The organism is Propionibacterium ruminifibrarum (assembly GCF_900289195.1).
GTDB classification, from domain to species: Bacteria; Actinomycetota; Actinomycetes; order Propionibacteriales; family Propionibacteriaceae; genus Propionibacterium; species Propionibacterium ruminifibrarum.
Genome location: NZ_OMOH01000002.1, coordinates 238,678 through 251,325 on the forward strand (window position 1 = coordinate 238,678; position 12,648 = coordinate 251,325).

Here is a 12,648-nt window from a genome sequence, read left to right on the forward strand (position 1 = left end):
CCGCCATGGCGCGTGGGTGGTGCCCCTGAGACGGCCGCAGGGGCCGGGAACTGTCGTCCCGGCCCCTGCCGCGATGCCTCTCCCCCGGGTCGGCGTCAGCTGCAGCCGCTGGTCGACCCGCAGCCCTCGCAGACATAGCAGGAGCCACTGGGACGCATCTTCGTGCCGCAGGTCATGCACAGCGGCGCGTCGAACGCGGTACCCGTGATCTTCTCCATCATCTCCGTCGTGGTGTGCGGAGCAGCGGGCTCGGCACCGGGGCGGGCGGGAGAAGGCGGGTCGATGAGGCTGGGCTGGCGGGCACCGCCGGTGTCCACCTTGATGTCGTCTCCGGCGTCGTTCTTGAGCTGCTCACTCTCGGGCAGCTCGGCCTCCTCCTCCTCGGACAGGTAGGAACCGGTCTCGACGTAGTGGGCGCGCTCGGCCGCGGTGTAGATGCCGAGCTCGGCCCGTTCGTCGAAGTCGAGGTAGTCCAGGGCCAGGCGGCGGAAGACGTAGTCGAGGATCGACTGGGCGATGCGCACATCCGGGTCGTCGGTCATGCCGGCGGGCTCGAACTTCAGGTTGGTGAACTTCTGGACGAAGCTCTCGAGCGGCACGCCGTACTGCAGCCCGATCGAGACGGCGATGGAGAAGGCGTCCATGACGCCGGCCAGCGTGGAGCCCTGCTTGCCGAGCTTGAGGAAGATCTCACCCAGTTTGCCGTTCTCGTACGCACCAGTGGTGATGTAGCCCTCGGCGCCGGCCACCGAGAAGCTGGTGGTGCGCCCGGCACGGCTCTTGGGCAGGCGCCGGCGGCGCGGACGGTACTCGACACGGACCTCCGGTTTGGGGGCCTCGGCCTCGGTCTTCTTGTTGTCGTCCTTGCCCTCGGAGCCGGCGCTCAGCGGCTGACCGACCTTGCAGTTGTCGCGGTAGACGGCCAGCGCCTTCAGGCCGAGCTTCCAGCCCTGCATGTAGACGTCCGCGATGTCCTCGACGGTGGCGCTCTCGGGCATGTTGACGGTCTTGGAGATGGCGCCCGAGATGAAGGGCTGGACGGCCGCCATCATCCGCACATGGCCCATCGGCTCGATCGCGCGGACACCCATGGCGGTGTCGAAGACCTCGTAGTGCTCCTGGGCCAGGCCCGGGGCCCCCACGACGTTGCCGTTGTCGGCGACATAGTCGACGATCTCGTCGATGGCCGCCTCGTCGTAGCCGAGGTTCTTCAGGGCGCGGGACACGGTGCCGTTGACGATCTGCATCGAGGAGCCCCCGACGAGCTTCTTGAACTTGACCAGCGAGAAGTCCGGCTCGATGCCGGTGGTGTCGCAGTCCATCATGAAGCCGATGGTGCCGGTCGGGGCCAGCACCGAGGCCTGGGCGTTGCGGTAACCGTCCTTGGCACCCAGTTCGGCGGCAGCGGCCCACTGGGCGGCAGCGGCCTCGTGGATCTCGCCGTCGAGCGCGGTGAGCGGACGGATCCGGTCGTTGGCCGCGCTGTGCTTGGCGATGACACCCAGGTGGGCCTCGGCGTTGGGCGCGTAGCCGTTGTAGGGGCCGACGACGGCCGCCAGCTCGGCGCTGCGCCGGTAGGCTGCGCCGGTCATCAGGGAGGTGACGGCGGCGGCCAGGGTGCGGCCGCCCTCGGAGTCGTATCCCTTGCCGAGCGCCATGAGCAGGGCGCCGAGGTTGGCGTAGCCGATGCCCAGCTGTCGGTAGTTGCGGGTCGTCTCGGCGATCGCCTCGGTCGGGAAGTCGGCGAAGCAGATCGAGATGTCCATGGCGGTGATGATCAGTTCGACGGCCCTGGTGAACAGCTCGGTGTCGAAGGTGTCGTCGGCGCGCAGGAACTTGAGCAGGTTGAGGCTGGCCAGGTTGCACGAGGAGTTGTCCAGGCTCATGTACTCCGAGCAGGGGTTCGACGCGTTGATCCGCCCCGAGACCGGGTCGGTGTGCCAGGCGTTGATCGTGTCGTCGTACTGGATACCGGGGTCGGCGCACTCCCAGGCGGCCTGGGCGATCTTGCCGAAGAGCTCGCGGGCGTCGACCTGCTCGACGATCTCGCCGGTGGTGCGTGCGCGCAGCCCGAACGTCGTACCGGCCTCGACGGCCCTCATGAACGCGTCGGAGACGCGCACCGAGTTGTTGGCGTTCTGGTACTGCACCGAGGTGATGTCGGCGCCGCCCAGGTCCATGTCGAAGCCCGCGTCGCGCAGGGCACGGATCTTGTCCTCCTCGCGGGCCTTGGTCTCGATGAACTCCTCGATGTCGGGATGGTCGACGTCGAGGACGACCATCTTGGCCGCGCGCCGGGTGGCGCCGCCGGACTTGATGGTGCCGGCCGAGGCGTCGGCGCCGCGCATGAAGCTGACCGGGCCGGACGCGGTGCCGCCGCTGGAGCGCAGGAGCTCCTTCGACGAACGGATCCGCGAGAGGTTCAGGCCGGCACCGGAGCCGCCCTTGAAGATCATGCCCTCCTCGCGGTACCAGTTCAGGATGGACTCCATGGAGTCGTCGACGGAGAGGATGAAGCAGGCGCTGACCTGCTGCGGGCTCGCGGTTCCGACGTTGAACCACACCGGGGAGTTGAAGGAGAAGTACTGGTGCAGGAGCAACCAGGTGAGCTCCTCGCCGAAGACCTGGGCGTCCTCGTCGGAGGCGAAGTAACCCTCGTCCAGACCGACCCGGGTGTAGGTGTTCACCACGCGATCGATGAGTTGACGCAGGCTCGACTCGCGCTTGTCGGTGCCGACGGCACCGCGGAAGTACTTGGTGGTGACGATGGTGGAGGCGTTGACGCTCCAGAAGTCGGGGAACTCGACGTCCTTCTGCTGGAAGACCGTCTCGCCGGTCTTCCAGTTGGTCTGCACCACGTCACGACGCTGCCAGGTGACCTCGTCGTAGGGATGCACGCCGGCGGTACTGAAGGTGCGCTCAACCGTGAGACCCGCGGACCTCTTGTCGTCGGCCTTGGTCGTGGCCACAGTCTGTGTCATCGTTCCCTCTCCGTATGGGTTCTCGGGCGATCCGCGCCCGACATGGTTGTGCTTCACACGTATGTATTCGGTTGTCGTGGCGGAAGGGCGCAGGGGACCTCCGCGGACGGAGTCCCGGTGCGCGTGAGCCTCAGCTGCCGGCCGTCTGCCGCTCCTGCTCGGCGGCCTGCAGCTTGGCGATCTCGGCCAGGAAGTCTTCCACGCACTGGAAGTGCTGGTAGACGCTGGCGAACCGCAGATAGGCAACGGGGTCGAGCTCGCTCAACGGCCCGAGAATGGCCACACCCACCTGGTCGGAGGGGATCTCGGCCATGCCGCTGGCCCGCAGCGACTCCTCGACCTGCTGGCCGAGCCGGGCCAGCTGGGCCTCGGTGACGGGCCTGCCCTTGCAGGCCTTGCGCACCCCGCTGATCACCTTGTCCCGGGTGAAGGGTTCGACGACCCCGGACTTCTTCACGACCACGAGCTGCATCCGCTCGATGGTGGTGAAACGCCGCTCACAGGCCAGGCACTGGCGGCGCCGGCGGATGCTCGCACCGCCCTCGGCGACCCGCGAGTCGAGGACGCGGGAGTCACAGGTGTGGCAGTAGGGACAACGCATACTGCTCGACTCCTTCGACCACTCGAACCCGCCTGTCACGCCCGCAAGACTTCGTGGCCACCCGATGGGGCCCTGTGGGCACCCTGTGGACAAGAACCACAACCTGTGGACGAACAACAGGCGTGTAACTACTAGATGTAGGTACACAGTACACCGTATGACCCAACGACAAGACCGACGCGCCCCGGCGGGTCCACACGGCCTTCTCACCGGGACTTCCCACCAGGTGGCCGCCACCACGGACCGGCCCGCCCCGCAGCGCCGCCGATCAGCACCGATCAGCGCTGAGGAGTCCAGCCGGGAACAGTACACCGGGCAACGCGTCCGGCGCACGGCGCCACTGCGGCGCGACGAATCAGCGTCCCCGATCGACCTGGACGACGGCAGGGCCCTGCCCGACCGGTTCGTCCGGGATCGAGAGGAAGGAGTGCACCACTCCCCCAAGACCCAGCACCAGCACGGCGACGAAGGAGGTCACGACGGCTGCCATGCCACGCTCGGTCAGGCGCCAGCCCCCGCTGCTCCGTGGCGGTTCGTCGCGCCGCGGCCGCGGCACGGCAGGGGGGACGCTCATGACGGGGGGCACGGCGACACAGGCGGCGGCCAGCAACTCGGCGCTGAGCACCTGGACGTGTTCGGCGTCATCGACCGGGTCGTCCCCCTGCACCGGCCCCGGCGATGACTCCAGGGGCAGCCGGCACGAACGGACACCCGCCCCCGGGCCGATCGGGATGAGCGAGGCCCCGGCAAGGCCGTGGCGAGCGGCCGGGGAGACGGGCTGCGCCGGGCGTGCGGGAACGACGGGCTGTGCCGGACGGCCGACCGGAACGGGCGAGCCGCCGCGTATCACGGGCCTGGCCCCGGCGGCGGACCCCTGCGCGACGTCGGTGATCCGGCCGTGCTGGTCGAGCTGATCCATGTCAACCTCCTACGAGCGAAGCGTTCAACCACCTGAACGACTCATCGCTCTTCGAACATCTGTTCGAGTGAAACAATAGTACATCTGTTCGAGATGTCCAGGGGTCCGCGCCGGTCGACGCGGGTGCCCCTGGCGGTCCCGTTCGGACAGCAGGAAGTCAAACAGTCGGCACCGACATTTCTTCGGTGCGCCCGGGGCCGCCGGATCCGGCGCCGGCCCCGGGCCGTGACCTCGACGGCTCGTGGCCGATCGCGTTCGCCGGGTCACCCCTGCGAAGACCGGAGCACGGAGCCGACACGCAGAGTCGAACAGTCGTTTGATTCATGGTGTCCCGGGCGTAGCATGCGGCCATGGGCACACCGAGTCATCCCTCCCCATCCCGGGCCCCGCGCAAGGCCGGCCGCCCGAGCAGGGAGCGCATCGACGCGGAACTGCAGGCGAGCAGCCCCAAACGCCGGATCGAGCGTCACGCCGCGCCCGGCGAGGGGCCGGCCGTGCCCCCCGACCCGGACCGGCTGACCCGGCGCCAGCGCCTCATCCTCGACTTCATCCGGACCAGCGTCGACGCCCGGGGCTATCCACCGAGCATCCGCGAGATGGGGGAGGCGGTCGGCCTCACGAGCCCTTCGAGCGTCGCCCACCAGCTCAAGGTGCTGGAGTCGAAGGGTTTCCTGCGTCGCGATCCGAACCGCCCGCGCGCACTCGAGGTCGTCGAACTCGGCCCGGACGGGCCCGAGGAGCCTGCGGAGGAGGCACTCGATCCCACCGGCCTCGGTGACGCCTTTCCCGAGGCCATCCATGTCCCCCTGGTCGGTTCCATCGCGGCCGGCACGCCGATCCTGGCCGCCGAGCAGGTCGAACAGGTCATGCCCCTGCCCCGCGACCTCGTCGGCTCGGGCACGGTCTTCATGCTCGAGGTGCACGGCGACTCGATGGTCGAGGCCGCGATCTGCGATGGCGACTACGTCGTCGTCCGCCAGCAGCCCACCGCGGACAACGGCGACATCGTCGCCGCCCTCATCGACGACGAGGCCACCGTCAAGGAGTTCCGCCGCGCCGACGGCCACGTCCTCCTGCTGCCGCACAACGCGCGCTACGAACCGATCGACGGCGACCAGGCGGCCATTCTCGGCAAGGTCGTCGCAGTACTGCGCCGCATCTGAGCCACCGCTTCACCGGAGGCCCTCAGGAGGGGCCGGCGAGCCGGCGCAGCGCACTGACCGTGAGCCCCAGGTCCGTCGTCGTCCAGAACCCCGGCAGGGATCTGCGCAGGTACGGTCCGTACCGGGCCGAGACCAGGCGGGAGTCCAGGACGGCCACCACGCCCCTGTCGTCGCCGCTCCGGATGAGCCGTCCGGCGCCCTGGGCGAGCCGCAGGGCCGCGTACGTGGCGGCGACCCGCATGAACCCATTGCCGCCGGCTCTCGCGACCGCCTGCTGACGGGCCTGGATGAGCGGGTCGTCGGGGCGCGGGAACGGGATGCGGTCGATGACGACCAGCCGGCAGGTGTCGCCGGGCGCGTCGATGCCCTGCCACAGCGACATGGTGCCGAACAGGCTGGTCGCGGGTTCGGCCATGAAACGGCGGGTGAGTTCGGGCAGCTGGGCCTCGCCCTGGCACAGGACGGGCAGGTCGGGCAGGGCCTCGCGGACGTGCCCGGCGGCGGTCTCGGCGGCGCGCTGGGAGCTGAACAGGCCCAGGGTGTGGCCGCCGGCGGCCCGGACGAGTTCGGTGAGCTGGGCGAGTGCGTCCTCGCCGATCCCCTCACGGCCCGGCCTGGACAGGTCTGCCGCGGTGTACAGGATCGCCTGCCTGGCGTAGTCGAAGGGGGAACCCACGTCGATGCCCCGCCAGGGCAGCCGGGCGTCCGGGTCGTCCTGGCCGGCGGCGGGCGCGGCACTCTCACCGGCGCCGAGGTGCTCGTCGGCGCGCAGCCCCAGCTGCTGGGCCATGGCCTCGAAGGAACCACCGAGAGCGAGTGTGGCACTGGTCGCGATGGTCGTCGCCCGGGTCATGATCATGCCCCGCAACAGCCCGGCGACCGACAGCGGGGCGACGTTGAGCCGACGCTCGGAACGCTCCGACGCCCCGACCCAGACGACATCGTCGGCCGACAGGGCGGCCATGCGCTCCGCGGTCTCGAAGATCTCGAGGGCGGCCGCGGATGTGGCGACACGCTCCGGGTCGGGCCGGGCCCCTGCCCCCGTCTGGGCAAGCTGGCCGGCGGCACGCCGCGCGGCGTCCCGGACGCGCCCGGTCGTCTCGACGAGACCGGCGTTCGCCGGGCCGATCCGGCCCGGCTCGGTGTCCTCGAGAGCCCCGCGCAGGGCGTCAGCCGCTTCGAGCAGGTCGAGGGCCGTCTCGTCGTCGAGCCAGTCGGCGCCCCGCCGCGCCACCCGCTCGATGTGCTGGGGGCCGAGCTCGGCGCTCGCGGCTGCGGTCACTCGGTCGGTGAGGTCATGGGCCTCGTCGACGATGACGGCGTCGTACTCGGGCAGCACGCCGCCGTGGCTCATCGCATCGATGGCCAGCAGGGCGTGGTTGGTGATCACGAGGTCCGCCTGACGCGCCCTGGCCCGGGACTCCTCGACGAAGCACTCGTCGTGGAAGGGGCAGCGGGCCCCGAGGCACTCGCGTGAGCCGATGGAGACCTGCGCCCAGGCACGCCCGGTGTGGGCGGGGGCGTCGTCGCGGTCGGCGAGGCCGCCGTCGGCCGCCTGCTCCTCGACCCAGGTGCGCAGGGCGAGGACCTCGGCGCCGAGCTCGGTCTGCGCACCCCGCGGGGCGGCCCCGGCCAGGTCGTCCGAGCCCAGCAGGGCGGACTGGCCGGGCGCGGCGCCCCCGCGCGCACGCATGAGGCAGGCGTAGTTGCTGCGTCCCTTGACGACGGCCGCCGTGGGTCGGTGGCCGGTCACCTCGGCGACCGCCTGCAGCGCGTCGGGCACGTCCTTGGTGGCCAGCTGGTTCTGCAGGGCGAGGGTTGCGGTCGCGACGACGACCCTGCTGTCCGTGGTCCGGGCGTGCACGAGCGCGGGCGCCAGGTAGCCGAGGGACTTGCCGGTGCCGGTGCCGGCCTGGACGAGCAGCTGGGTGCGCTCGGTGAGCGCCTGGGCGACGGCGTCGGCCATCGCGCGCTGGCCAGGACGCGCCGATCCCCCGATGGCCCTGACGGCGGCGTCGAGAACGCGGGTGTGCAGGGGCTGGGTCACCGGCACAGCCTATCCGTCCTCTCCGTCCTCGCCCCGGTGGGGCGCCGGGGCGTCACTGCCGGAGGGCGAACCCGGCCAGTTCGGATGCCAGGTCGGCGTGGACCCTGGCGACGAGACGGGTGCCGTTCTCGAGGTACTCGTCGGACTCGATCTCACCGAAGCGGTGGACCCGGTCGACCAGGTCGCCGCGGTCCCACGGGATGAGGACGTCGACCCGCTCGTGCGGTGCGGGCAGGCGCGCCTCGATGGCCGCACGGAGCCGCTCCACGCCCTCACCCGTGCGGGCGCTGGCCAGGACGGCGTCCGGGTACTCGGCTCGCAGCCGGGCGAGGACGTCCGGGTCGGCCCGGTCCGTCTTGTTGACGACGAGCAGTTCGGGCAGCCGGTCGGCTCCGATGCCGGTGAGCACCTCGCGGACGGCCCTGATCTGGCCCTCCGGGTCCGGGTCCGAGCCGTCGACGACGTGGACGAGCAGGTCGGCCTGCACCGACTCCTCGAGGGTGGACCGGAAGGCCTCGACCAGGTCGGTGGGCAGGTGCCTCACGAAGCCGACGGTGTCGGTCATCGTGTAGAGGCGCCCGTCGGCCGCCCTGCAGCGCCGGGTCGTCGGGTCGAGGGTGGCGAACAGGGCGTCCTCGACGAGCACACCGGCGCCGGTCATCCGGTTGAGCAGCGAACTCTTGCCGGCGTTCGTGTAACCGACGATGGCGGCCGAGGGGATGCGGTTGCGGCGCCGGCCCTCACGGCCGATGGCGCGCGTGGCATCCATGTCGCGCAGCCTGCGGCGCAGGAGCGCGATGCGCGTGTTGATACGGCGCCTGTCGGTCTCCAGCTTGGTCTCGCCGGGGCCACGGCCGCCGATGCCGACGCCTGAGGCGGCACGGCCGCCCACCTGACGCGAGAGCGAGTCGCCCCAGCCGCGCAGGCGCTGCTTGAGGTAGGTGAGCTGGGCCAGCTCGACCTGGGTCTTGCCCTCGACGCTGCGGGCGTGCTGGGCGAAGATGTCGAGGATGAGCGCGGTGCGGTCGACGACCTTGACCTGCACCCGGTCCTCGAGGTTGCGCAGCTGCGCCGGGCTCAGCTCACCGTCCGCGATGACCGTGTCGGCGCCGGTGGCGGCGACGATCTCGCGCAGTTCCTCGACCTTGCCCGTGCCCAGGTAGGTGGCCGGCTCGGGGCGCGAGCGGCGCTGGATGAGTCCCTCGAGCACCTGCGATCCGGCGGTCTCGGCGAGCGCCTTGAGCTCGACCATGGCGTTGCGGGCGTCCTCGGCCGTGCCGCTGGTCCACACCGAGATGAGCACGACCCGTTCCAGGCGCAGCTGGCGGTACTCGACCTCGCTCTGGTCCTGCAGCTCGGTGGACATGCCGGGCACGCGGGTGAGCGCCATCCGATCCGCGAGGTCCAGCTGATCACCGTCGTAGTCGCTCGTGCCGGGCGGGAACGGGCCGGTGCCGCTCATGGTCGTCCCGGTTCCGTCTCGGCGGCAGCGGCCTCGGCCGGCGCCGGATCGCCGGCCCGGCGGCTGGCGCGGTCGGGGACGAGTACCTCGCCCCGGGCGACGATGACGGCTGGTCCGATGAGTTCGGCCCGCTCGCCGTCGTATGCCACGTCGAGCCGGCCGCCGGGCACGGTGACCGCGTAGTCCCCGGACGGCTCGCCGATGGCGTGGGCCTGGGCCGCCGCGGTGGCGACGACCCCGGTGCCGCACGAGAGGGTCTCCCCGGAACCGCGCTCGTGGACGCGCATCGACAGGTCGTGCCGGTCGTTGACGTGGACGAATTCGACGTTGGCCCCGGCCGGGAAGACATCCGGGTCGAACTGCGGGGGGTGGCTCAGGTCCAGCAGCGACAGGTCGACATCGTCACCCAGCAGGACGACGGCATGGGGGTTTCCGACGTCGACCGCGGTGGCCTCGTAGCGGGTGCCGTCGTGCGCGACCCAGGTGGGTTCCGGGCCAACGCGGACGGCGCCCATCTGGGCGCACATGCGCCCGTCGGGCATCTCACGCACACCGCGCAGGCCGGCACGCGTGGCGATGACGAGTTCATTGGAGTCGACGAGGTCCTCCTCCATGAGGAAACGGCCGAAGACCCGCAGGCCGTTGCCGCACATCTCGGCGAGCGATCCGTCGGCGTTGCGGTAGTCCATGAACCACAGGTCGGGCTCGCCGTCCCAGCCCGGCACATGGCCGGCCTTGATCGCGCGGATGACACCATCGGCGCCGATGCCGCCGTGACGGTCGCACAGGAAACGAACCTGCTCGGCGGTCAGCGGCACGGAACCGGTGCGGTCCTTGAGCAGGACGAAGTCGTTGTGCGTGCCGTGCCCCTTGGCGAAACCCCAGGTCTCCATGTGACTCATTCTCCCACCCCGATCCAGTACGACCGCCCAGGGCGGCGCGTCGCCGGGACGGTTCAGGACCGGTCCGGTGGGAACAGGTCGGCGGCGATCGTCTGCGGCAGGCCGGGTGCGGTCGCGTCCAGCCAGCTGATCCGCGGGTCATGACGGAACCAGCCGAGTTGCTTGCGGGCGAATCGCCTGGTGCCGTCGATGGTCGCCCTGATCGCCTGGTCGAGGTCGATGCGTCCGTCGATCAGGTCGAGCACCTGCCGGTAGCCGAGCGCCCGGCTCGCGGTGGCGCCCTCGCGCAGACCAGCGGCCGCCAGCTGCCGCACCTCTTCGACCAGGCCCTGATCGAACATGGCGTGGACGCGGGACGCGATGCGTTCGTCCATGAGGTCCCGGTCGAGTTCGAGCCCGTACTGGTGGACGTTCTCGAGCAGGTACCGCGGCTCGGGCAGGCGCGGACTGTAGCGGCCAGTCAGTTCGATGACCTCGAGGGCCCTGACGATGCGCCGGCCGTTGCCCGGCAGGATCGCCCGGGCGGCCTGAGGCGAGGTGGCGGCCAGCACCTCGTGCAGGCCGGCCGGCCCGAGCCGCTCGAGTTCCGCCTCCCAGCGGGCCCGCACCCGGGGGTCGGTGCCCGGGAACTCGAAGTCGTCGGTGACGGCACGCACGTAGAGGCTGGAGCCGCCGACCAGGATCGGGATGACGCCCCGGGCGCGCAGTGCTGCGATCCGTTCGCGCGCCATGGCCTGGAACCCGGCGACAGTGCTCGTCTCGCGCACGTCGAGGACGTCGAGGAGGTGGTGCCGGACGCCGCCGCGCTCGGCCTGCGAGGGCTTGGCCGTGCCGATGTCCATGCCCCGGTAGAGGGCCATGGAGTCCGCGTTGACGATCTCGGCGCCATGCCCGTCCTCGGCCAGCAGCCGTGCCAGGGCGACGGCCAGGGCCGACTTGCCGGAGGCGGTCGGGCCGACGATGACGACCAGCGGTACGACGCTCATGCGCGGGGCATCGCGGGCAGCCCCAGGCCCACGCCGGCGGGCACGGGGGCGGGGTCGTTGCGGGCCGCCCAGGCGTCGCCGCCCGGGGTACGGCGAAGAGCGCGCAGGGGCGCGTCGGCCACCAGGTAGTGGGGGGCGCCGCGGGTGACCTCGACCTCGGCGATGTCGCCTGGGCGGGGGCGCTGCGCCGGATCGTCCGGGACGGCGACGTGGACGAGCCTGTTGTCGCGGGCGCGTCCGGACATGCGCTCGCGTTCGTCGTCCTTGCGACCCTCGCCGGTGGCGAACATGACCTCGACGGTGCGCCCCTCGAAGGCCCTGTTCTGCTCCCAGCTGATCTGTTCCTGCAGGGCGACGAGACGCTCGTAGCGCTCCTGGACGACCTCGCGGGGCACCTGGTCGGGCCGGGCGCCTGCCGGGGTGCCGGGGCGCACCGAGTACTGGAAGGTGAAGGCGTTGGCGAACCGGGACTGGCGCACCACGTCCATGGTGGCTTCGAAGTCCTCGTCCGTCTCCCCCGGGAAGCCGACGATGATGTCCGTGCTGATCGCCGCGTCGGGCATGGCGGCGCGGACCCGGTCGAGGATGCCGAGGAATTTCTTGGCGCGGTAGGAGCGTCGCATGTCCCGCAGCACCCGGTCGGATCCGGACTGCAGGGGCATGTGCAGCTGGTGCATGACGTTCGGTGTGGCGGCCATGGCCTCGATGACGTCATCGGTGAAGGCGGCCGGGTGCGGACTGGTGAAACGCACCCGTTCCAGCCCGGTGATCTCTCCGCAGGCGCGCAGGAGCTTGGCGAAGGCCGCCCGGTCGCCGAACTGCACGCCGTAGGAGTTCACGTTCTGTCCGAGCAGGGTGATCTCCTGAACGCCCTGGTCGACGAGCATCTCGACCTCGGCCAGGATCTCGCCGGGGCGGCGGTCGGTCTCCTTGCCGCGCAGCGCGGGGACGATGCAGAAGGTGCACGTGTTGTTGCAGCCGACGCTGATCGACACCCAGGCGGAGTAGGCGGACTCGCGCCGGGTCGGCAGGGTGGACGGGAAGGTCTGCAGTGCCTCGGTGATCTCCACCTGGCTCGCCTGCTCGACGCGGGAGCGCTCCAGCAGGACGGGCAGGGAGCCGATGTTGTTGGTGCCGAAGACGACATCGACCCAGGGGGCCCTGGCGGTGATGAGGTCACGGTCCTTCTGGGCCATGCAGCCGCCAACGGCGATCTGCATGCCCGGGCGCCTGGCCTTGATGGGGGCCATGTGGCCGAGGTTGCCGTAGAGCCTGTTGTCCGCGTTCTCACGGACGGCGCACGTGTTGAAGACGACGACGTCGGCCTCGGCGAGTTCGCCGCGCACCGGTTCGGGCGCGCGCACGTAGCCGGCCCCCTCGAGCAGGCCGGCGATGCGCTCGGAGTCGTGGGCGTTCATCTGGCAGCCGTAGGTGATCACCTGATAGGTGCGTCGGCCGTCGGCCGTGCGGCCGGTCAGGGCTGTGTCGTCGAGCATGTCCATGGCGGGTCCATGGTACGCGGCAGGGGACGTCCTGCCCCAGCCCTGGCCGATGCGGGCGGCGCACCGGTGGGAGCCGGCGGGCTGG

Annotated in this window: 9 protein-coding genes; 1 reads left to right on the plus strand and 8 read right to left on the minus strand. The window is 71.0% G+C overall.

Going from position 1 to position 12,648, the window contains the following annotated elements; translation table 11 throughout:
* Positions 1–95: 95 nt before the first annotated feature.
* From PROPJV5_RS03085 to PROPJV5_RS03095, 3 genes are all read right to left on the minus strand, one after another.
* Positions 96–2,981 (minus strand): vitamin B12-dependent ribonucleotide reductase, encoded by a 2,886-nt coding sequence (locus PROPJV5_RS03085; RefSeq protein WP_119714862.1) that lies wholly within the window; start codon positions 2,979–2,981, stop codon positions 96–98.
* Between the two features lie 130 nt (positions 2,982–3,111).
* Positions 3,112–3,582, minus strand: a complete 471-nt coding sequence (gene nrdR, locus PROPJV5_RS03090) for a transcriptional regulator NrdR (RefSeq protein ID WP_119714863.1) — start codon at positions 3,580–3,582, stop codon at positions 3,112–3,114.
* A gap of 355 nt (positions 3,583–3,937) precedes the next feature.
* The gene (locus tag PROPJV5_RS03095; RefSeq protein WP_119714864.1) at positions 3,938–4,501 is read right to left on the minus strand and encodes a hypothetical protein; all 564 of its coding nucleotides are present in this window, start codon (positions 4,499–4,501) and stop codon (positions 3,938–3,940) included.
* Positions 4,502–4,851: 350 nt separating this feature from the next.
* On the opposite strand from PROPJV5_RS03095, the gene lexA reads away from it, so the two are divergent.
* A complete protein-coding gene (gene lexA / locus PROPJV5_RS03100) occupies positions 4,852–5,664 on the plus strand; it encodes a transcriptional repressor LexA (RefSeq protein ID WP_119714865.1) in 813 nt (270 codons plus the stop codon).
* Between the two features lie 22 nt (positions 5,665–5,686).
* Here lexA and PROPJV5_RS03105 read toward each other — a convergent pair whose 3' ends face one another.
* From PROPJV5_RS03105 to miaB, 5 genes are read right to left on the minus strand one after another with little or no spacing between them, the layout of a single operon-like run.
* Entirely contained in the window at positions 5,687–7,711 is a 2,025-nt protein-coding gene (locus PROPJV5_RS03105; protein ID WP_239018372.1) for an ATP-dependent DNA helicase, read from the minus strand.
* A 52-nt stretch (positions 7,712–7,763) separates the two neighbouring features.
* On the minus strand, positions 7,764–9,173 hold the full coding sequence (hflX, locus tag PROPJV5_RS03110) for a GTPase HflX (protein ID WP_119714866.1): 1,410 nt from the start codon (positions 9,171–9,173) through the stop codon (positions 7,764–7,766).
* Positions 9,170–10,075: a diaminopimelate epimerase gene (dapF, locus tag PROPJV5_RS03115; RefSeq protein WP_420812709.1), complete on the minus strand. Its 906-nt coding sequence runs from the start codon at positions 10,073–10,075 to the stop codon at positions 9,170–9,172. The genes hflX and dapF overlap by 4 nt, the downstream gene beginning before the upstream one ends.
* Before the next feature lie 53 nt (positions 10,076–10,128).
* Positions 10,129–11,061: a tRNA (adenosine(37)-N6)-dimethylallyltransferase MiaA gene (gene miaA / locus PROPJV5_RS03120; protein ID WP_119714868.1), complete on the minus strand. Its 933-nt coding sequence runs from the start codon at positions 11,059–11,061 to the stop codon at positions 10,129–10,131.
* Positions 11,058–12,557 carry a tRNA (N6-isopentenyl adenosine(37)-C2)-methylthiotransferase MiaB gene (miaB, locus tag PROPJV5_RS03125; RefSeq protein ID WP_119714996.1) on the minus strand — a complete coding sequence of 500 codons (1,500 nt, stop codon included), beginning with the start codon at positions 12,555–12,557 and terminating at the stop codon, positions 11,058–11,060. The genes miaA and miaB overlap by 4 nt, the downstream gene beginning before the upstream one ends.
* Between the last annotated feature and the right edge of the window lie 91 nt (positions 12,558–12,648).